The organism is Streptococcus sp. HMSC077F03 (genome assembly GCF_001812375.1).
Classification (GTDB): Bacteria; Bacillota; Bacilli; order Lactobacillales; family Streptococcaceae; genus Streptococcus; species Streptococcus oralis_S.
On the sequence record NZ_KV808776.1, the window covers coordinates 145,485 to 165,272 of the forward strand.

Consider the following 19,788-nt stretch of genomic DNA (forward strand, 5'->3'; position numbering starts at 1 on the left):
GATTATTCAAATCATTTGTAATATTAACATAATTTGTTATAATAAAAGTATGAAAGAAGAACAATTATTAAAACCAGGAGAGCGAATCAACCAGCTCTTTTCGACAGATATCAAGATCATTCAAAATAGAGAGGTGTTTAGCTATTCGGTGGATAGTGTTCTCTTGTCACGCTTTCCTCGCTTCCCTAAACGGGGTTTAATTGTGGACTTTTGTGCTGGAAATGGTGCAGTGGGACTTTTTGCTAGTTCACGTACTCAGGCGCGGATAATATCTGTAGAGATTCAGGAGCGCTTGGCGGATATGGCAGAGCGTTCGGTTCAGTTGAATGGCTTGGAAGAGCAGATGCAGGTCATCTGTGATGATTTGAAAAATATGCCTGCCCACATTCAGGGAAGTAAGGTGGATATGATTTTGTGCAATCCGCCTTATTTTAAGGTGGATCCGCATTCCAATCTGAACGAGAGTGAACACTACCTTCTGGCCAGACACGAAATTACGACTAACCTAAAAGAAATTTGCCGTAGTGCTCAGAGTATTCTCAAGTCTAATGGTCGTTTGGCCATGGTTCATCGTCCAGATCGGCTCTTGGATATCTTAGACATGCTTCAACGCCATAATTTGGCACCAAAGCGCCTGCAATTTGTCTATCCTAAACGTGAGAAGGAGGCCAATATGCTCTTAATCGAAGCTATCAAGGATGGATCGACCAGTGGCTTTAAGGTCTTGCCACCTCTCATTGTTCATAATGATGATGGTTCCTATACACCAGAAATTCAAGAGATTTACTATGGATCATAAAGCCTATATGTATGTGGTGGAGTGCCGCGACGGTTCTTACTATACGGGCTATACAACGGATGTGAAGAGGCGCTTTGCCGTTCATAATAGTGGTAAGGGGGCCAAGTATACCCGAGCTCGCTTGCCAGTCAAACTCATCTATGTAGAGGGTTTTGCCAGTAAGGAAGAAGCCATGTCTGCCGAAGCTCTCCTCAAACGAAAGAAACGTCCACAGAAAGAACGATTTTTATCTGAAAATCAAGAGAAAAATCTAATCAACCATATTGATGTCTAACGAGGAGTCTTTGTGCTCCTCTTACTTTTGTCAAAAGAGGAAAAAAGTGCTACAATAAGATGAATAAATTTAAAGAGGTATTATCATGTCTAAGATTCTAGTATTTGGTCACCAAAATCCAGACTCAGATGCCATCGGGTCATCTGTAGCCTTTGCTTACCTTGCAAAAGAGGCTTATGGATTGGACACAGAAGCTGTAGCACTTGGAACTCCTAATGAAGAAACAGCTTTTGTTTTGAACTATTTTGGTGTAGAAGCACCACGCGTCATCACATCTGCTAAAGCAGAAGGTGCAGAGCAAGTCATCTTGACTGACCACAATGAATTCCAACAATCAGTGTCAGATATTGCTGAAGTAGAAGTTTACGGAGTTGTGGATCACCACCGTGTGGCTAATTTTGAAACTGCCAGCCCACTTTACATGCGTTTGGAACCAGTTGGATCAGCGTCTTCTATCGTTTACCGCATGTTCAAAGAGCATGGTGTAGCTGTTCCTAAAGAAATCGCAGGTTTGATGCTTTCAGGTTTGATTTCAGATACTCTTCTTTTGAAATCTCCAACAACTCACCCATCTGATAAAGTCATTGCGCCTGAATTGGCTGAATTAGCTGGTGTCAACTTGGAAGAGTACGGTTTGGCTATGCTCAAGGCTGGTACTAACTTGGCTAGCAAGTCTGCTGAAGAATTGATTGATATCGATGCTAAGACCTTTGAACTCAATGGAAATAAGGTTCGTGTTGCCCAAGTCAATACAGTTGATATTGCTGAAGTCTTGGAACGCCAAGCAGAAATCGAAGCAGCAATGCAAGCAGCTAATGCAGCAAACGGCTACTCAGACTTTGTCTTGATGATTACAGACATCGTCAACTCAAACTCAGAAATCCTTGCTCTTGGATCAAACATGGACAAGGTGGAAGCTGCCTTCAATTTCAAACTTGAAAACAACCACGCTTTCCTCCCAGGTGCTGTTTCACGTAAGAAACAAGTGGTGCCTCAGTTGACTGAAAGCTTTAATGGGTAATTCTTAATGAATATTTGGAACTGTTAATTTGACTATTTATAGAAGGTGATAGCATGATGCGATTGATTGAAGGACTGCGCTTTTTGGTTGAGGTTGTGGCAATCCTTGGTCTTTTCTCCGTATCTGTGATACAAATTTCTTGGCTGGAAAAATTCCTGTTTTTTCTTCTAGCAGTTCTATTAATCTTATTTTGGGCGCGATATATGGCACCAAAATCTCCACATGCTTTTAAAAAATGGCATCGCCTTGTTGCTGAGACGTCGATTTTTATTTTAGTTAGTGGTAGTTTTTGGCATTTGTATGGATTGCAAATAGGAATCCTATACTTAGTTCTGTCTTTTGGAAGTTTGGGTCTGCTTTATTATTTTCAGCTAGAGTGATTCTTATAATATAGTTAATGAATTATTTAAATGGAGATTGACACGAGAAAACGGTGTTTTCCATATAGCTAAAGGGGTTTCGGCTCCTTTTTTTCTAGGAGAGAAAGATGTTAGAAAATGGTGATTTGATTTTTGTGAAGGACCTTTCAGATATGGGGCAGGCCATCCAGGCTTCTACCGGTAACTATAGTCATGTAGCCATCTTTTTGGACGGTTTCATCTACCATGCTAGTGGGCAAGCTGGTGTCATTTGTCAAGAACTGGCTGAATTTTTTGAACCGACTCATCTTTACGATCTTTATGTCTATCCAGAGTTGGAAGCTGACTTGGTAAAGGAGAAGGCTTGCCAGCATCTAGGTGCTCCTTATAATAGCTCGTTTTACCCAGATGGGTATGGCTTTTACTGCTCCCAGTACATCGCTGAAATCCTACCGATTTTTGAAACTATTCCCATGAAATTTGGGGACGGGGAGCAGGAGATCAGTGATTTTTGGAGGGAATACTACAGGAAACTCGAACTTCCAGCGCCTCTGAATCAACCAGGGACCAATCCTAGTCAACTAGCAGCATCCCCTCTATTAGAATGTAAAGAAAGGAATCTTCATGATTCAGATTTTTAACCCATCTCGTTTGACTCGACAGCCATTTTTTATAGATTTGGTGGACTATCTGGACCAGCATGACGATGTGATCCTTCGAGAAATCAAGGCTCAGTTTCTAGATGTAGCAGTTGATAAACTCATGGAAGAGTATATTAAGGCAGGTTTGATCCGAAGGGAAAACAAACGCTATTTTCTCAATCTCTCTTTTCTAGAATCGATAGACAATCTAACCCTTGACCAAGAAATTTTTATCAGAGAGGACAGTCCAGTCTATCAAGCCTTGTTGGAGAAGACTTTTGAGACAGAATTGCGCAATCAAACCAATGCTGCCATTTTAGTCGAACGTACGGACTTTGCAAGAGAAAAGATGACCCTATCCAACTATTTCTACAAGGTCAAGCACCAATATCCTTTGACAGAAAAACAGCAGAAACTCTATGATATTTTAGGAGATGTTAACCCTGAGTATGCCCTCAAATATATGACGACTTTTTTGTTAAAATTCCTCAAAAAAGATCAACTGATGCAGAAACGCCGTGATATCTTTGTTGAGAGTCTAGTCGTCTTGGGTTATATTGTGCAAAACAAAGAAGGAAAATATGAGTTGGCTGTTGATTTTGACAAGGAACGGTTGACTTTCTATTTACTTTAATTGCTTCATTTTGAGCAGATTGTTTGACTTTACTAAAGAATAAGCATAAACTGAATGTAAGCGATAACGATTATCGTATTAAAAGCAAAGGAGACAGAGCTATGTCACTTGAAAATAAATTGGATCAAGCAACTGGTGCTATCAAAGAAGGATTTGGTAAAGTTACTGGCGATAGCAAGACAGAAGCAGAAGGCACTGTAGAAAAAACAGTTGCCAAAGCAAAAGAAGTAGTTGAAGATGCTAAAGGCGCTGTAGAAGGTGCCGTTGAAGGTCTTAAAAATTCATTTAAGAAAGAAGACTAAAAAAATCAAGGGAAATATTCCCTTGATTTTTTTATAGATAACGTTCTGCGATAGCTGCGTCTCCAGGATAGTCTTCTTTCTTTCCTTGGACGATCTGGTAGCAATCAGCTCCCTTACCAGCAATAATCACGGCATCAAGTTCTTGATTTGTGATGGCCATAGCTGCCTTGATGGCTTCTTCACGATCGGCAATCTTTTCAACAGGATGACTGATATAGCTGCTGATTTCATCTGCAATGGCCATTGGATCTTCATAGTTGGGGTCATCCGCAGTTAGAAAGACTTGAATCTCAGGATGTTGATTGAGGAGTAGTCCAAAGTCTTTGCGACGACTTTCACCCTTGTTTCCAGTCGAACCCAGAACCAGGGCAATCTTTCCAGTTTGATGAGTTTCAACAACAGAAATCAGTTTTTTCAGACTATCACCATTGTGGGCATAGTCGATGAAGACCTTGGCTCCATTTTTCTGAGTGAGAACTTCCATACGTCCAGGAACGCGGGTTGCAGCGATCCCTTTTTTGATGTCCTCTAGACTGGCACCTAGACGAAGACAGGCAAGTCCTGCAGCAACTGCATTTTCTTGGTTAAAGTGGCCGATGAGTTGGATATCATAATCACCAGCGAGTTTACCTGTAGCTGAAAAGCTAAAGGCTTTGGAGTTCTCGATTTGGTTACTTGACTGGCTACCATAGAAGTCATGTTCTTGATCTTCCACTTGTTCTTTCAATACAGAAAAGTGGTCCATGTCGCTATTAATGACAACTGCTCGGCTATTTTTCATCAAGAGACGTTTGTGGTAGAAGTAGTCTTCAAAGCTAGGATGCTCAATCGGACCGATATGGTCAGGAGTGATGTTAAGAAAGACACCTACATCAAAGGTCAGGCCATAGACTCGATGAACAAGATAGGCTTGGCTAGAGACTTCCATTACAAGATGGGTTCTTCCATTCTTAACAGCCTGAGCCATCATGTCGAAAAGATCGATATTTTCAGGTGTTGAGAAGGAAGATTTAAAGAAGGTCTTGCCATCCAGAGTTGTATTCATAGTTGACAAGAGAGCTGTTGGGTAGCGTTGAGATAGGATGTGGTAAGCAAAGTAAGCAGCTGTTGTCTTTCCTTTTGTCCCTGTGAAAGCGAGAATTTTGAGTTTCTCTTGCGGATTACCATAAAATTCCATCGCAATCAAACTCATGGCTTTTTTGATATCGTTCACAATGATGACGGGGATACCGACTTCGTAGTCCTTTTCTGCGACATACCAAGCTAAGCCTTGACTTATAGCGGATAGGAGGTATTCTTTTTTAAAGGCAGCACCTTTGGCAAAAAAAAGAGTCCCTTCTTTTACTTTTCGACTGTCGTAACTGATGCTGTCAAAAACAACTTCACTGTAGTTGTAGTGGTAATGACCTTGGTCAATAATCTCGCGAAAAAGGTCATCTTTCTTTAAAATATCTAATACGGTTTCAATCTTAATCATACTTTCTATTATAAACTTCACGCCCGAATTTTACAAGTAACAAGGAAAAGTTTATAATGGAAGATGAGGAACTTTTCCTAGTTATCAAAATTGAATGAGGAAGCTATGTCTAACGAAAACAATCACCAGCAAGCCCAGATGTTGCGAGGGACTGCTTGGCTAACAGCTAGTAACTTTATTAGTCGCCTCCTTGGTGCTATCTACATTATTCCCTGGTATATCTGGATGGGGACTTATGCCGCTAAGGCCAATGGTCTCTTTACCATGGGCTACAATATTTACGCCTGGTTCTTGCTGATTTCAACAGCGGGTATCCCTGTTGCAGTCGCCAAACAAGTGGCTAAGTACAATACCATGCGAGAAGAAGAGCATAGCTTTGCCTTGATTCGGAGTTTCCTAAGCTTTATGACGGGCTTGGGCTTAGTCTTTGCTTTGGTCTTGTATCTCTTTTCTCCCTGGTTAGCAGATTTGTCAGGTGTGGGGAAAGACCTGATTCCCATCATGCAGAGCTTGGCTTGGGCGGTCTTGATTTTCCCATCTATGAGTGTCATTCGAGGCTTCTTCCAAGGGATGAATAACCTCAAACCCTATGCCATGAGTCAAATCGCTGAGCAGGTGATTCGTGTTATCTGGATGTTGATGGCAACCTTCTTCATTATGAAAATGGGTTCTGGAGACTACTTATCAGCCGTTACCCAATCGACCTTTGCGGCTTTTGTGGGGATGGTGGCTAGTTTTGCAGTCTTGATCTACTTCTTAGCCCAAGAAGGTTTACTCAAAAGAGTCTTTGAAACACGGGATAAAATCAATAGTAAGCGACTCTTAGTCGATACCATTAAGGAAGCCATTCCCTTTATCCTGACAGGATCAGCCATCCAGCTCTTCCAGATTTTAGACCAGATGACCTTTATTAATAGTATGAAGTGGTTAACCAACTACAGCAATGAAGACTTGGTTGTCATGTTTTCTTATTTCTCTGCCAATCCGAATAAAATTACTATGATTTTAATATCTGTAGGAGTTTCAATTGGGAGTGTCGGCTTGCCGCTGTTGACGGAAAACTATGTAAAAGGCGACTTGCAGGCGGCGGCTCGCTTAGTCCAAGATAGCCTCACCATGCTCTTCTTATTTCTACTACCTGCAACAGTTGGAGTGGTCATGGTAGGGGAGCCTCTTTATACAGTCTTTTACGGTAAGCCAGATAGTCTGGCCGTGGGCTTATTTGTCTTTGCAGTTTTGCAGTCTACTATCCTAGGCTTGTATATGGTCTTATCTCCTATGCTTCAGGCCATGTTCCAAAACCGCAAGGCAGTTCTTTACTTTGTCTATGGTTCCCTTGCTAAGATCGTCTTGCAATTGCCAACCATTGCTATTTTCCATAGTTACGGTCCTTTGATTTCAACGACTATCGGCTTGATTATTCCAAATGTCTTGATGTACCGAGACATCTGCCAGGTAACAGGTGCTCGTCGAAAGATTATCTTGAAGCGAACCATTTTGATTACCATCTTGACCCTCGTCATGTTTATCCTAGTTGGCTTCTTGCAGTGGCTACTCGGTTTTGTCTTCCAACCAAGTGGACGTTTCTGGAGTTTCCTTTATGTGGCTCTCATCGGAGGGCTTGGAGGAGGTCTTTATGGTTTGATGAGCCTACGGACACGACTCTTGGACAAGATAATCGGCAAAGCTCAAGCTGATCGACTACGTACACGATTGAAAATATCGTAAAAATATTTATAAATAAAAGTAATGAATTTAACCTTTCTTTAACAGAAAGGTTTTTATACTACATTTTTCTTAAAAAAAGAGAACTTTTTCTAAAATTAAGAGCAAAAAATATGTTTTTTTAAGTTTTTCTTCAGAAATTACTTGACTAAATAAAACCAAAGCTGTATAATAAGACAAAACTTTTAAACAGGAGGTTCTGGAAATGAAAAAGTCTAAGGCCAAGTATCTGACACTTGCAAGTGTCGTGTTAAGCGCAGGTATCTTACTGAGCGCATGTGGAAATTCAAGTAGCGCTACTAAAACATATAACTATGTTTATTCGAGTGATCCATCTAGTTTGAACTATCTTGCAGAAAACCGTGCAACAACCAATGACATCGTGACCAATTTGGTGGATGGGTTGATGGAAAATGACCAATACGGTAACTATGTTCCATCATTGGCAGAGGATTGGACTGTTTCTCAGGACGGTTTGACCTATACTTACAAATTGCGTAAGGATGCAAAATGGTATACTTATGAGGGTGAAGAATACGCCCCTGTAACGGCCCAAGACTTTGTGACAGGTTTGAAATATGCTGCTGATAAAAAATCCGAAGCCTTGTACCTTGTTCAAGACTCTGTAGTAGGTTTGGATGACTATATCAACGGAAAAACAACTGACTTTTCAACTGTCGGTGTTAAGGCGATTGACGACCAAACGGTTCAGTACACTTTGACACGTCCAGAATCTTATTGGAATTCTAAAACAACTTCAACCATTCTCTTCCCTGTCAATGCAGATTTCTTAAAATCAAAAGGGGATGACTTTGGTAAGGTAGACCCTTCTAGTATTTTGTACAATGGACCTTTCTTGATGAAATCTTTTGTTTCAAAATCTGTTATCGAGTTCAAGAAAAATCCCAACTACTGGGATGAAAAGAATGTCTTTGTGGATGATGTGAAATTGGCCTATTATGATGGTAGTGACCAAGATGCATTAGCACGTAACTTTGTAGAAGGAGTCTATAGCTACGCGCGTCTCTATCCAAATAGCTCAAGCTTTGAAGGAATTAAAGAGAAGAACAAGGATAACATCATCTATAGTATGCAAAATGCAACTTCTTATTACTTGAACTTCAACTTGGACAGAAAGTCTTATAACTTCACGTCTAAATCTTCAGATATCGAAAAGAAATCAACCCAAGAAGCAGTTCTGAATAAAAACTTCCGTCAAGCCTTCAACTATGCTTATAACCGTACAGCCTATGGAGCACAATCTCAAGGGGAGGACGGAGCAACGAAGATTATTCGTAACTTGGTTGTACCTCCAACATTTGTAAGTATCAACGGAAAAGACTTTGGCGATGTTGTTTCAGAAAAGATGGTCAACTATGGCCAAGAATGGCAAGGAATCAACTTTGCAGATGCGCAAGATCCATACTACAATCCTGATAAGGCTAAAGCTAAATTTGCAGAAGCTAAGAAAGAATTGGAAGCTAAGGGTGTGCAATTTCCAATCCACTTGGATGTAACAGTTGACCAATCAGCTAAAAAAGGTGTACTTGAAGCAAGCTCTTTGAAACAATCCATCGAATCTGTTCTAGGAGCTGAGAATGTGGTTATCGATATCCAACAGCTATCAACAGATGACTTTGACAACTCTAGCTACCTAGCTCAAACTGCAGCTCAAAAAGACTTTGATATCTATAATGGCGGTTGGAGTGCGGACTACTTGGATCCATCAAGTTATCTTGATATCTTAAATGTCAATAACGGTGGTATGTTGCAAAATATTGGTCTAGAACCAGGTGAGGTCAATGACAAGGCTAAGGCAGTTGGTCTGGATACTTACACTCAAATGTTAGAAGAAGCGAACAAGGAGCAAGATCCAGCAAAACGTTATGAAAAATATGCTGAAATTCAAGCTTGGCTCGTTGATAGCGCCCTTGCAATTCCAAACGTTTCTCAGGGTGGAACACCGACCTTGAGAAAGACAGTTCCATTCTCATCACCATTCTCACAAGCTGGAAATAAGGGTGTCGAATCATACAAGTATCTCAAGTTACAAGATAAGACTGTAACGGCTGATGAGTATGAAAAAGCGAAAGAAAAATGGCTAAAAGAAAAAGAAGAATCAAATAAAAAAGCCCAAGAAGAACTGGCAAAACACGTTAAATAACCAGTCTATTCAACAGGAAAAACGATAGTTTCTCAAGGAACTATCGTTTTTATATAGTTTGAAACTATAACTAGCTCTTGAAAACAAGAAAATGAGTTAGTAAAAATAAGTGGTACAATAGTTACTATAGATTTGGAGGTATTGTATGAGCAAAGAACTACACATCAACACAATTTTGGCCCAGGCGGGAATCAAGTCAGATAAGGCAACAGGTGCCTTGGTGACTCCACTTCATTTTTCAACCACTTATCAGCATCCAGAGTTCGGTCAGTCTACGGGATTTGACTATACCCGTACTAAAAACCCAACTCGTAGTAAGGCGGAGGAGGTTTTGGCGGCTATTGAATCAGCGGACTATGCCCTAGCAACGAGCTCAGGTATGGCTGCGATTGTACTGGCCTTTAGTGTCTTTCCAGTAGGAAGTAAAGTCTTGGCAGTGCGAGACCTTTATGGTGGTTCTTTCCGTTGGTTCAACCAAGTGGAGCAGGAAGGTCGTTTCCATTTTACCTATGCCAATACTGAAGCAGAGTTGATTACTGAGCTGGAAAATGATGTGGATGTTCTCTATATCGAAACGCCAACCAATCCCTTGATGTTGGAATTTGATATTGCCAAACTAGCCAAACTAGCTCATGCCAAGGGTGCCAAGGTAGTGGTGGACAATACCTTCTACAGTCCGATTTACCAACGTCCGATTGAAGATGGTGCTGATATCGTTCTTCATTCAGCCACCAAGTATTTAGCAGGGCACAATGATGTCTTAGCTGGGGTGGTTGTGACTAATAGTTTAGAACTATATGAGCAACTGTTCTACAATTTGAATACGACTGGTGCGGTCTTGTCACCATTTGATAGTTATCAGTTGATTCGTGGTCTTAAAACTCTGCCTCTTCGTATGGAACGTTCGACAGCCAATGCCCAAGAAGTGGTTGCTTTTTTGAAGGATTCACCTGCTGTCAAGGAAGTGCTCTATACTGGACGTGGGGGTATGATTTCCTTTAAAGTAGTGGATGAAAAACGTATTCCTCATATTTTAAATAGCCTCAAGGTCTTTTCATTTGCGGAAAGTTTGGGTGGAGTAGAGAGTTTGATCACCTATCCGACAACTCAAACCCATGCGGATATTCCAGCAGAAGTGCGCCATTCCTATGGCTTAACAGATGACCTCTTGCGCTTGTCAATCGGGATTGAAGATGCTAGAGATTTGATTGCGGACTTGCGCCAAGCTTTGGAAGGATAAGATAGATATGGGGAAATATGATTTTACAAGCCTGCCTAATCGTTTTGGGCACCATACCTATAAATGGAAAGAAGCAGAAGCTGATCGAGAAATTCTACCAGCCTGGATAGCGGATATGGACTTTGTGGTTTTGCCTGAGGTTCGACGAGCTGTACAAGCCTACGCAGATCAGTTGGTCTATGGCTATACCTATGCTAGCGATGCTTTGATTGAGTCGGTTCAGGACTGGGAAGCCAGTCAACACGGATATCACTTTGACAAGGAAGCTCTCGTCTTCATTGAGGGAGTGGTACCGGCCATCTCAACAGCCATTCAAGCCTTTACAAAAGAGGGAGAGGCTGTTCTGATTAACACACCGGTCTATCCTCCTTTTGCCCGCAGTGTCAAACTGAACAATCGCAGATTGATTACCAATTCTTTGGTGGAAAAGGATGGGTTGTTTGAGATTGACTTTGACCAGTTGGAGAAGGAATTGGTGGAAGAGGATGTGAAGCTTTATATCCTTTGCAATCCCCACAATCCTGGTGGACGTGTTTGGGAAAAGGAAGTGTTAGAAAAGATTGGGCATCTCTGCCAAAAACATGGTGTTTTGTTGGTTTCAGATGAGATTCACCAAGATTTGGCTCTCTTTGGTCACAAACACCAGTCTTTTAATACCATTGATCCAGACTTTAAAGACTTCGCCCTTATCTTGAGCAGTGCCACTAAGACCTTTAATATTGCTGGGACCAAGAATTCCTATGCAGTTATTGAAAATCCAAAGTTTCGTCTGGCTTTCCAAAAACGCCAGTTGGCCAATAACCAACATGAAATCTCAGGCTTGGGGTATTTGGCGACAGAAGCTGCCTACCGTTATGGTAAGGACTGGTTAGGAGAGTTAAAAGAAGTCATCGAGGACCACATTAACTATGTAGTGGATGTTTTGGGCAACGAAACCAAGATTAAGGTCATGAAACCGCAAGGAACTTACTTGATCTGGCTTGATTTTTCAGCCTATGACCTAACGGATGACCGCTTGCAAGAGCTTTTGAAGAATGAAGCCAAGGTTATCTTGAATCGAGGTTTGGACTTTGGAGAGGAGGGAACTCTTCATGCCCGCCTCAATGTGGCTATGCCGAAGTCAGTACTGGAAGAGGTTTGCCAACGCATCGTGACCACTTTTGCTACACTTTAAAAATCGAGCCTTCTAGGAGAAAAGTCTTCCTAGAAGGCTATTTTCGTAGGGGAAAATGTGGTATAATGAAAAGATAAGATAAAGGGGTAACTATGGCTAAATTGATTCCGGGAAAGTTGCGCATGGAGGGGGTTGTACTCTATGAAACAGGCAACATTGAGATTATCAAGGAAAAAGGGAATCGCCTCTATACTCGTGTGGCGGGAGAAGACTTGCGCTACAGTTTAGAGGATGATCTGGTTTTTTGTGCTTGCGATTTTTTCCAAAAAAGAGGTTACTGTGTTCACCTCGCAGCGCTCGAGCATTATCTGAAGAACGACGAAGAAGGCCAGGTGATTTTACAATCCTTAGAAAAAGGACATGAAGAGCAAGAAGAGGTCGAAACCAAGGTTGGTTTTGGTGGTAGTTTTTTGGAGCGGATCCAACCTCAGAAGAGAGAGAAAATCTACACTTTGTCGGCTCAAGGCCAGGTAGAAGCTGGAACCAATCGCCTCCTTTGGACTCTCCGAATCGGTTTAGTTGATAGTCAAAAATATTATGTCATTCGTGACATCCCTCTCTTTTTGAAGGTCTTAGTCCATCGAAAGCCATACATGATTGGGAAATACTATGAAAATGACTTGTCTTGGGAGTCTTTTGATACAGCTAGTCAAGATGTTCTTACTTTTTTATGTGGCTTGATTGAGGAGGGACTGAGTCAAGAGCTCTTTTTCCCTAATCAAGGTCGTCACCTCTTTTTCCCTCTGACCTTTTTTGAGCAGGGAGTGGGGTTATTGATGAACTTGGAAGATTTTCATTTTGAGCACCAGATTACTAGTTATGAAAATCTTCTCTTTCATGATTTAGATCCCGATGCAGAACTGTTCTCTTTTTCAGTGCAGGAGTATCCCGATTATTTTGAAATGGAGATTTCTGAAAGTGAGCGAGTCAACGTATTCTATGGAGGGGCAGTTCTCTTTCGTAAGGGGAATCTTTATCTCTTAAATCCTAAACAAATCAGCCTCCTAAAGGAAATCAAGGAGCTTCCTCAGGAGGAGAGAGGGAGAAAATGCCTCCAGTTTGACAACAGTGATCGCGACCGTCTGGCTGCCTGTCTGACTTTGTTTGGACAGCTGGGCACAGTTTCTGCTCCTGAGCGCTTGCAAATCAGACCCTTTTCACCAATCTTTTACTTTGATAGGGAGGATGACGGCCGCATCCGTTTGGATATCCAGTTTGACTATGGAGATGTTAAGGTGACTAGTCGTCAACAGCTGGAACAATTACTATTTTCAAGCGATGCCGTCTTGGAAGACCAACTATTTCAAGTCTGTTTAGGGGCTGGTTTTGAGGCTGATTTTCAGTCTTGGAGACAGGCTTTGAAGCCAGAGGCAGTTTATTCTTTCTTTCACCATACGATTCCAGCTTTTGAGAAATTGGGTCAAGTTTTCTTGTCTGATGAAATCAATCAGCTCTACAGTGTCCAAGCTCCTCAGGTTCAGATTGAGTCCAAGGGAGGATTGTTGGAAATCCAATTTGATTTCCAAGGGATTGCCCAAGAAGAGATTGATCAAGCTCTTAAAGCCCTGACCAGTAATCAGGATTTCTATATCAGTTCTTCTGACCAAGTGTACTTTTTTGATGAGGAAACCAAGCAGATTCGTCAAAATTTGCAGGAACTGGGGGTTGAGCTAAAAGATGGTTCTTTCCAAGCGCGAAAATCTCTGGCTTATAGCCTTTCTCAGCTTTTTGAAGGTCGAGATCGGATCTCTTTCTCGGAAGAATTTCAGCATTTAGCTCATGATTTGACCCATCCAGAGGATTTTCCTTTGGGAGATATACGGGTGCAGGCGAGTTTGAGAGACTATCAGGAAAAGGGAGTCCGTTGGCTCCAGATGCTTCATCACTATGGCTTTGGTGGCATCCTGGCAGATGATATGGGACTGGGAAAAACACTGCAAACCATCGCTTTTTTGACCAGTCAGGTGACAGAAGATAGTCGGGTCTTGATTTTGGCTCCGTCAGGTTTGATCTACAATTGGGCAGATGAATTCAGGAAATTTGCCCCACAGTTGGATTTGGCTGTCGTTCATGGTTTGAAAGCGAATCGAGAAGCAATTCTTTCTGAAAATCACCAAATCTATGTGACTAGCTATGCCACCTTTCGTCAAGACAGCGAGCTTTATCAAGAGATGGCTTTTGATTTTCTCTTCTTAGATGAAGCCCAGGTCATGAAAAATGCCCAAACCAAGATTGCTCAGAGTTTGCGCCAGTTTGTGGTGCCGGCAGTTTTTGCTTTGTCAGGTACGCCCATCGAAAACCATTTAGGAGAGTTGTGGTCTATCTTTCAAATTGTGCTACCTGGGCTCTTGCCGAACAAGAAAGAGTTTATGAAATTACCGGCTGACCGAGTCGCGCAGTTTATCAAGCCTTTCGTCATGAGGCGTAAGAAAGAAGAAGTTCTTACAGAACTACCTGATCTGATTGAAGTCGTCTATAAAAATGAACTGGAAGACCAACAGAAGGCTATCTATCTAGCCCAGTTGCAACAGATGCGAGACCGCCTAGCGCAAGTGACAGATCAAGAATTCCAGAGAAGTCGGGTAGAAATCTTATCTGGACTCATGCGTTTGCGTCAAATCTGCGATACGCCAGCTCTCTTCATGGACGATTATCAGGGAGCTAGTGGTAAATTGGATAGTCTCCGAGATTTATTGCTACAAGTGGCTGATGGTGGGCATCGGGTCTTGATTTTCTCCCAGTTCAAAGGAATGTTGGAAAAAATCGAGAAAGAACTCCCAGACTTGGGCTTGACCTCCTTCAAAATCACAGGTTCAACTCCTGCTCATGACAGACAGGAGATGACCAAGGCCTTTAACCAAGGGGAGAGAGATGCCTTTCTCATCTCCCTTAAGGCGGGTGGTGTTGGTCTCAATCTAACGGGAGCTGATACGGTTATTTTGGTTGACCTTTGGTGGAATCCCGCTGTCGAAGCCCAGGCTATCGGACGAGCCCACCGCATGGGGCAGGAGCAGATGGTCGAGGTCTATCGTTTGATTACCAAGGGGACCATTGAAGAAAAGATCCAAGAACTTCAAGAACAAAAGAAACATTTGGTTTCCCAAGTTTTAGATGGTACGGAGTCGCGTGCGAGTCTCAGTCTGGCAGAAATTCGTGAAATTTTGGGAATTTCTGAAGCCAGCACTTGAAAAATCAAGACAATACGCTATAATGAAGTGTTGAAAGGAAATACAAAATGAAACAAGATCGATTTCCATTGGTGTCAGATGATGAGATCATGCTGACCAAAATGCCAGTCATGGACTTGTACGATGAGTCAGACTTTATTAGCAATATCAAAGGTGATTACCGCGATAAGAACTATTTGGAATGGTCTCCTATCAATGAGGAAGAAACCGTAGTTTCTCCAGTGGTTAATAAGGAGTCAAAGCCAAGCCCAGAACCTAAAAAAGTTGAAAAGACTTATGCAGAGTTGGCTCGAGAAGAGGCGCGTGCGGACTTGAAGAAGAAACGCTCAGCCAAGTATTTGACTCAAGATGTTAGTCATACTAGACGACACAATGGTTTAACACTTGTTCGTCAAGGAAACCAACCAACAGCACCATTTCAAAAGGAAAACCCTGGTGAGTTTGCCAAATTTAGTAAAAACTTGAGCCAGTCTCACTATATCTTAGCTGAGGAGGTTGGCCAAGTGGCGAATCCAACTCCGAAAACCCAAACGGAAAAAACTAAAAAGAACAACTACGATTTTCTAAAGAAGAGTCAAATCTATAATAAAAAGAATAAGCAAACAGAACAGGAACGTCAGGTTGCCCAAGAGTTGAATCTGACAAGAATTACTGAGTAGGGGAGAAAAGCATGTCAAAAACATATCATTTTATTGGAATCAAGGGATCAGGGATGAGTGCCCTAGCCTTGATGTTGCACCAAATGGGACACAAGGTTCAAGGTTCAGACGTTGAAAAATATTACTTTACTCAACGTGGACTAGAGCAGGCAGGGATTGCGATTCTTCCTTTTGATGAAAAGAACCTACAAGGTGATGTGGAGATTATCGCGGGAAATGCCTTCCGTCCAGATAACAACGTTGAAATTGCCTATGCGGACCAAAATGGTATCAGCTACAAACGTTACCACGAATTCCTAGGTAGTTTTATGCGCGACTTTGTCAGCATGGGAGTGGCAGGAGCTCATGGAAAAACTTCAACAACAGGTATGCTGTCACACGTCTTGTCTCACATCACAGACACCAGCTTCTTGATTGGTGACGGGACAGGTCGTGGTTCAGCCAATGCCAAATATTTTGTCTTTGAATCAGACGAATATGAGCGCCATTTCATGCCTTATCACCCAGAATACTCTATCATCACCAACATTGACTTTGACCATCCAGACTACTTTACAAGTCTAGAGGATGTTTTCAATGCCTTTAACGACTATGCCAAACAAATTACCAAAGGTTTGTTTGTATACGGTGAGGATGCTGAGTTGCGTAAGATCACAGCCAATGCGCCAATCTATTACTATGGGTTTGAAGCTGAGGGCAATGACTTTGTAGCTAGCGATCTTCTTCGTTCTACGACTGGTTCGACCTTCACCGTTCATTTCCGTGGTCAAGAGTTGGGTCAATTCCACATTCCAACCTTTGGTCGTCACAATATCATGAATGCGACAGCTGTTATTGGTCTTCTTTACACAGCTGGTTTTGATTTGAACTTGGTCCGTGAACACTTAAAAACTTTTGCAGGTGTTAAGCGTCGTTTCACTGAAAAAATCGTCAATGATACAGTGATCATTGATGACTTTGCCCACCATCCAACAGAAATCATTGCAACCTTGGATGCAGCTCGTCAAAAATACCCAAGTAAGGAAATCGTAGCAATCTTCCAACCGCATACCTTTACTAGAACCATCGCCTTGTTGGACGAATTTGCCCATGCATTGAATCAAGCAGACGCCGTCTACCTAGCGCAAATCTATGGATCGGCCCGTGAAGTGGACCATGGTGATGTCAAAGTAGAAGACTTAGCCAATAAAATCAACAAGAAACACCAGGTTATCACTGTTGAGAATGTATCTCCTCTCTTAGACCATGATAATGCTGTTTACGTCTTTATGGGTGCAGGAGACATCCAAACCTATGAATATTCATTTGAACGTCTCTTGTCTAATTTGACAAGCAACGTCCAATAAGGGAAACAGATGGAAATTCCAATCACTATAAGGCAAGCCACCTTATCAGATTTAGACGAAATGTTGGCGATTGAAGAAGCCAATCCTTCGTTAGAAGAGGTATTTAGCCGCCAATCTTTAGAAGAGAGTATCCGCAAGACTGCGGGTACCTTTCTTGTAGCTGGGGATGAAAATCAGCTCTTAGGCTATATTTTAGGAGAAGCTCAGTCTATTCATCCCAAATGGATAGAAATAAAATCATTGACTATTCATCCTGACCATTGGGGACAGGGACTGGGAACTCTTCTTCTTGCGGCCTTGAAACAGGTGACAGTCGAACTAAATCACCAAGGTATTCTTTTGCAGAGTCCTGATGAACTACTATCATATTTTGAAATGAATGGCTTTGTTGAAGAAGAAGTGACCGATAGTCATTATTGCAGTGGTTCTGAATGGTATCTGATATGGGCAAATCCCTTTTATCAGGAGGAAATATGAAAATCAGACAAGCAAGATTTTCGGATTTAGATCGGATTATAGAGATAGAGCTGGAGAATTTTTCACTGAAGGAAGCCATTCCTCGTTCGGTCTTTGAGGCGCATTTGCAGGAAATTCAGACCAGTTTTTTGGTAGCTGAAAAAGAGGGGCGTATTCTTGGTTATATCGAAGGTCCAGTCGTTCCGCACCGCCATCTACATGATCAGTCCTTTACAGAAAAAATAAAAGACTATAGTCATCAACCTGGAGGTTATATTTCTGTGACTTGCCTATCTATTGCCAAGGAAGCACAAGCTTTGGGAGTGGGGAAAAGACTATTAAAGGCTCTGAAAGAAGTCGCTTTAGAACATGAACGAGAGGGCATTAACTTGACATGTCATGACTACCTTATCGCCTATTATGAAAAACATGGCTTTGTTAATGAAGGAATATCCCAGTCAAGCTTTGCTGGGGAAACATGGTATGATATGGTCTGGCAGCCTGAAAATAAAGAAAACTAGCTAGGGAATGCCCTAGTTGGTTGCTTTTCTGCGACTTTTAAGATATAATATTATGGATTGTCAACAAGGAGGTAATGCTTTTGACTGAAAAATCAAGAGAAGAAGAAAAATTAAGCTTTAAAGAGCAAATTCTACGTGATTTAGAAAGAGTAAAAGAACATGATAGAAGAGAGAAAGAAGTAGAGATTCCAAATCTGACGGCTTCTTCATCTCAAGCTAGTTCAGCAACTCCTTCAGATCTTGAACCAGAAACATCAACAGAAGAGTTGATGGCGGATTCCCTATCTGTTGTCGATAAAATCCTAAAAAATGCACCAAGTGTTCCTCCACGTCCAGCAACTGGAAGTGAAGATACAGTGACACTTGAGGAAGTGGGAGAACAGCCCATCATCGACAAGGTTGAAGTTGTAGAAACTGAAGAATCTGCACCTGAACCTGTTTTACCAAAGGTAGAACCAGTTGAGCTTAAACACGAAGAGAAAGAATTTAACGATACTCCGACTAAGATAGCGGTGACTTATAAGACGAAAGAGTCCGATGATTCAACTGCTCCTGAGAATGCGCTTGAAACACCTGACTCTACTGAGTTCTCAGACAGCTTAAGAGAAGAAACTCGTCGCAGTCGTCGTCAAAGTGCAACATCAACTAAGAAAAAGAAAAACTCAAAAGCCAAAGGTTGCCTAGTAACAGTTCTAGTTTTCCTAGTACTCGTTGTAGTTGGTGGTTACTTTGGTTATGGTTACGTTCAAGATTCTTTGAAACCTGTGGATGCGAGCTCTAAGGATTATGTAACGGTTCAAATACCAGACGGTGCAAATGTTCAAGAAATTGGAAGCACCTTGGAAAAATCTGGTCTGGTTAAACATGGACTTATCTTTAGTCTTTATGCTAAATACTATAGCCATGCCAACTTGAAGTCAGGTTATTACAACTTGAAGAAGAGTATGAGTACGGATGAGTTGATTCAAGAATTGGAAAAAGGTGGGACTCCTGAAGCTCAGGCACCTGTTCTTGCAAACTTGACCATTCCAGAAGGCTATACGTTGGAGCAAATCGCTCAAACAGTAGGACAACTTCAAGGTGAATTTAAAGAACCTCTTACTGCGGATGCTTTCTTGGCAAAAGCTCAAGATGAGACCTTTATCTCACAATTAGTAGCCAAGTATCCAAACCTACTTGGAAGTCTTCCAACAAAAGACAGTGGCGTTCGTTATCGTCTTGAAGGCTACCTTTTCCCAGCAACCTATACGATCAAAGACAGCACAACTGTTGAAAGTTTGATTGATGAGATGGTGGCTGCTATGGATAAGGCTATGTCGCCATATTACGCTACGATCAAAGAAAAGAATCTGACAGTTAATGAATTGCTCAGCATTGCTTCTCTTGTCGAAAAAGAAGGTGCTAAGACAGAAGACCGCAAGAAGATTGCAGGTGTCTTCTACAACCGCTTGAATGTCGGTATGCCTCTTCAAAGCAATATCGCTATCCTTTATGCTCAAGGAAAACTTGGTCAAAACATTAGTCTAGCGGATGATGCTGGAATTGATACAACGATTGATTCACCATATAATGTCTATACAAATCTTGGCCTCATGCCTGGACCGGTTGATAGCCCAAGTTCGGATGCGATTGAAGCAAGTGTAAACCAGACAAAGAGTGAGTACTTGTACTTTGTAGCCAATGTTGAAGATGGTAAAGTATACTTTGCAACAACAAAAGAAGAACATGATCAAAACGTTGCAGAGCATATCAATAGCAAGTTACCTCAAGCAAGTAGTTCAAACTAAAATTATGTGGTTTTCCACATA

At 41.7% G+C, this 19,788-nt stretch carries 18 protein-coding genes; 17 read left to right on the forward strand and 1 reads right to left on the reverse strand.

Features of this window, described 5'->3' with window-relative positions; translation table 11 throughout:
* The first annotated feature begins 49 nt into the window (after positions 1-49).
* The 7 genes from HMPREF2853_RS04700 (at position 50) to HMPREF2853_RS04730 (ending at position 4,030) form a co-directional block, all read left to right on the forward strand.
* The gene (locus HMPREF2853_RS04700) at positions 50-799 is read left to right on the forward strand and encodes a tRNA1(Val) (adenine(37)-N6)-methyltransferase (protein ID WP_000657018.1); all 750 of its coding nucleotides are present in this window, start codon (positions 50-52) and stop codon (positions 797-799) included.
* Positions 789-1,073 carry a GIY-YIG nuclease family protein gene (locus tag HMPREF2853_RS04705; protein WP_070535092.1) on the forward strand — a complete coding sequence of 95 codons (285 nt, stop codon included), beginning with the start codon at positions 789-791 and terminating at the stop codon, positions 1,071-1,073. Before HMPREF2853_RS04700 ends, HMPREF2853_RS04705 begins: the two co-directional genes overlap by 11 nt.
* A gap of 85 nt (positions 1,074-1,158) precedes the next feature.
* Positions 1,159-2,094 carry a manganese-dependent inorganic pyrophosphatase gene (locus HMPREF2853_RS04710; RefSeq protein ID WP_000036036.1) on the forward strand — a complete coding sequence of 312 codons (936 nt, stop codon included), beginning with the start codon at positions 1,159-1,161 and terminating at the stop codon, positions 2,092-2,094.
* Between the two features lie 53 nt (positions 2,095-2,147).
* Complete coding sequence (locus HMPREF2853_RS04715; RefSeq protein WP_070535094.1) at positions 2,148-2,474, forward strand: DUF2568 domain-containing protein; 327 nt, start codon at positions 2,148-2,150, stop codon at positions 2,472-2,474.
* A 107-nt stretch (positions 2,475-2,581) separates the two neighbouring features.
* Complete coding sequence (locus HMPREF2853_RS04720) at positions 2,582-3,094, forward strand: YiiX/YebB-like N1pC/P60 family cysteine hydrolase (protein WP_070535096.1); 513 nt, start codon at positions 2,582-2,584, stop codon at positions 3,092-3,094.
* Positions 3,078-3,728 (forward strand): DUF1803 domain-containing protein, encoded by a 651-nt coding sequence (locus tag HMPREF2853_RS04725; protein ID WP_049489900.1) that lies wholly within the window; start codon positions 3,078-3,080, stop codon positions 3,726-3,728. The genes HMPREF2853_RS04720 and HMPREF2853_RS04725 overlap by 17 nt, the downstream gene beginning before the upstream one ends.
* A gap of 101 nt (positions 3,729-3,829) precedes the next feature.
* Positions 3,830-4,030 (forward strand): CsbD family protein, encoded by a 201-nt coding sequence (locus HMPREF2853_RS04730; protein ID WP_000051179.1) that lies wholly within the window; start codon positions 3,830-3,832, stop codon positions 4,028-4,030.
* Positions 4,031-4,061: 31 nt separating this feature from the next.
* On the opposite strand, the gene HMPREF2853_RS04735 is transcribed toward HMPREF2853_RS04730, so the two are convergent.
* On the reverse strand, positions 4,062-5,507 hold the full coding sequence (locus tag HMPREF2853_RS04735) for a UDP-N-acetylmuramoyl-L-alanyl-D-glutamate--L-lysine ligase (RefSeq protein WP_049500168.1): 1,446 nt from the start codon (positions 5,505-5,507) through the stop codon (positions 4,062-4,064).
* A 105-nt stretch (positions 5,508-5,612) separates the two neighbouring features.
* Between HMPREF2853_RS04735 and HMPREF2853_RS04740 the strand changes: the two genes are divergently transcribed.
* From HMPREF2853_RS04740 to mltG, 10 genes are all read left to right on the forward strand, one after another.
* Entirely contained in the window at positions 5,613-7,235 is a 1,623-nt protein-coding gene (locus tag HMPREF2853_RS04740) for a putative polysaccharide biosynthesis protein (protein WP_049500166.1), read from the forward strand.
* Positions 7,236-7,437: 202 nt separating this feature from the next.
* Complete coding sequence (locus tag HMPREF2853_RS04745) at positions 7,438-9,396, forward strand: peptide ABC transporter substrate-binding protein (protein ID WP_070535098.1); 1,959 nt, start codon at positions 7,438-7,440, stop codon at positions 9,394-9,396.
* Between the two features lie 145 nt (positions 9,397-9,541).
* Positions 9,542-10,636, forward strand: a complete 1,095-nt coding sequence (locus HMPREF2853_RS04750; RefSeq protein ID WP_070535100.1) for a cystathionine gamma-synthase — start codon at positions 9,542-9,544, stop codon at positions 10,634-10,636.
* 7 nt (positions 10,637-10,643) lie between these two features.
* Positions 10,644-11,810 carry a MalY/PatB family protein gene (locus tag HMPREF2853_RS04755; protein WP_049550523.1) on the forward strand — a complete coding sequence of 389 codons (1,167 nt, stop codon included), beginning with the start codon at positions 10,644-10,646 and terminating at the stop codon, positions 11,808-11,810.
* Positions 11,811-11,902: 92 nt separating this feature from the next.
* A complete protein-coding gene (locus tag HMPREF2853_RS04760; protein WP_049550522.1) occupies positions 11,903-14,998 on the forward strand; it encodes a pilus expression-regulating Snf2 family helicase in 3,096 nt (1,031 codons plus the stop codon).
* Positions 14,999-15,045: 47 nt separating this feature from the next.
* A complete protein-coding gene (locus tag HMPREF2853_RS04765; RefSeq protein WP_049550521.1) occupies positions 15,046-15,657 on the forward strand; it encodes a divisome accessory protein ZapJ in 612 nt (203 codons plus the stop codon).
* An 11-nt stretch (positions 15,658-15,668) separates the two neighbouring features.
* Positions 15,669-17,003 (forward strand): UDP-N-acetylmuramate--L-alanine ligase, encoded by a 1,335-nt coding sequence (gene murC / locus HMPREF2853_RS04770; RefSeq protein WP_000048076.1) that lies wholly within the window; start codon positions 15,669-15,671, stop codon positions 17,001-17,003.
* Positions 17,004-17,012: 9 nt separating this feature from the next.
* Complete coding sequence (locus HMPREF2853_RS04775; RefSeq protein ID WP_049550520.1) at positions 17,013-17,480, forward strand: GNAT family N-acetyltransferase; 468 nt, start codon at positions 17,013-17,015, stop codon at positions 17,478-17,480.
* Positions 17,477-17,980: a GNAT family N-acetyltransferase gene (locus HMPREF2853_RS04780; RefSeq protein ID WP_000702425.1), complete on the forward strand. Its 504-nt coding sequence runs from the start codon at positions 17,477-17,479 to the stop codon at positions 17,978-17,980. The genes HMPREF2853_RS04775 and HMPREF2853_RS04780 overlap by 4 nt, the downstream gene beginning before the upstream one ends.
* Before the next feature lie 74 nt (positions 17,981-18,054).
* Positions 18,055-19,767 (forward strand): endolytic transglycosylase MltG, encoded by a 1,713-nt coding sequence (gene mltG, locus HMPREF2853_RS04785; protein ID WP_070800021.1) that lies wholly within the window; start codon positions 18,055-18,057, stop codon positions 19,765-19,767.
* Positions 19,768-19,788: the final 21 nt, after the last annotated feature.

Coding starts and splice junctions, on each gene's coding strand:
- HMPREF2853_RS04745 (WP_070535098.1), top strand. CDS start 7,438: ATGAAAAAGTCTAAGGCCAAGTATCTGACACTTGCAAGTGTCGTGTTA.
- HMPREF2853_RS04725 (WP_049489900.1), top strand. CDS start 3,078: ATGATTCAGATTTTTAACCCATCTCGTTTGACTCGACAGCCATTTTTT.
- HMPREF2853_RS04750 (WP_070535100.1), top strand. CDS start 9,542: ATGAGCAAAGAACTACACATCAACACAATTTTGGCCCAGGCGGGAATC.
- HMPREF2853_RS04755 (WP_049550523.1), top strand. CDS start 10,644: ATGGGGAAATATGATTTTACAAGCCTGCCTAATCGTTTTGGGCACCAT.
- HMPREF2853_RS04705 (WP_070535092.1), top strand. CDS start 789: ATGGATCATAAAGCCTATATGTATGTGGTGGAGTGCCGCGACGGTTCT.
- HMPREF2853_RS04715 (WP_070535094.1), top strand. CDS start 2,148: ATGATGCGATTGATTGAAGGACTGCGCTTTTTGGTTGAGGTTGTGGCA.
- mltG (WP_070800021.1), top strand. CDS start 18,055: ATGCTTTTGACTGAAAAATCAAGAGAAGAAGAAAAATTAAGCTTTAAA.
- HMPREF2853_RS04730 (WP_000051179.1), top strand. CDS start 3,830: ATGTCACTTGAAAATAAATTGGATCAAGCAACTGGTGCTATCAAAGAA.
- HMPREF2853_RS04760 (WP_049550522.1), top strand. CDS start 11,903: ATGGCTAAATTGATTCCGGGAAAGTTGCGCATGGAGGGGGTTGTACTC.
- HMPREF2853_RS04720 (WP_070535096.1), top strand. CDS start 2,582: ATGTTAGAAAATGGTGATTTGATTTTTGTGAAGGACCTTTCAGATATG.
- HMPREF2853_RS04710 (WP_000036036.1), top strand. CDS start 1,159: ATGTCTAAGATTCTAGTATTTGGTCACCAAAATCCAGACTCAGATGCC.
- HMPREF2853_RS04775 (WP_049550520.1), top strand. CDS start 17,013: ATGGAAATTCCAATCACTATAAGGCAAGCCACCTTATCAGATTTAGAC.
- HMPREF2853_RS04735 (WP_049500168.1), bottom strand. CDS start 5,507: ATGATTAAGATTGAAACCGTATTAGATATTTTAAAGAAAGATGACCTT.
- murC (WP_000048076.1), top strand. CDS start 15,669: ATGTCAAAAACATATCATTTTATTGGAATCAAGGGATCAGGGATGAGT.
- HMPREF2853_RS04765 (WP_049550521.1), top strand. CDS start 15,046: ATGAAACAAGATCGATTTCCATTGGTGTCAGATGATGAGATCATGCTG.
- HMPREF2853_RS04700 (WP_000657018.1), top strand. CDS start 50: ATGAAAGAAGAACAATTATTAAAACCAGGAGAGCGAATCAACCAGCTC.
- HMPREF2853_RS04780 (WP_000702425.1), top strand. CDS start 17,477: ATGAAAATCAGACAAGCAAGATTTTCGGATTTAGATCGGATTATAGAG.
- HMPREF2853_RS04740 (WP_049500166.1), top strand. CDS start 5,613: ATGTCTAACGAAAACAATCACCAGCAAGCCCAGATGTTGCGAGGGACT.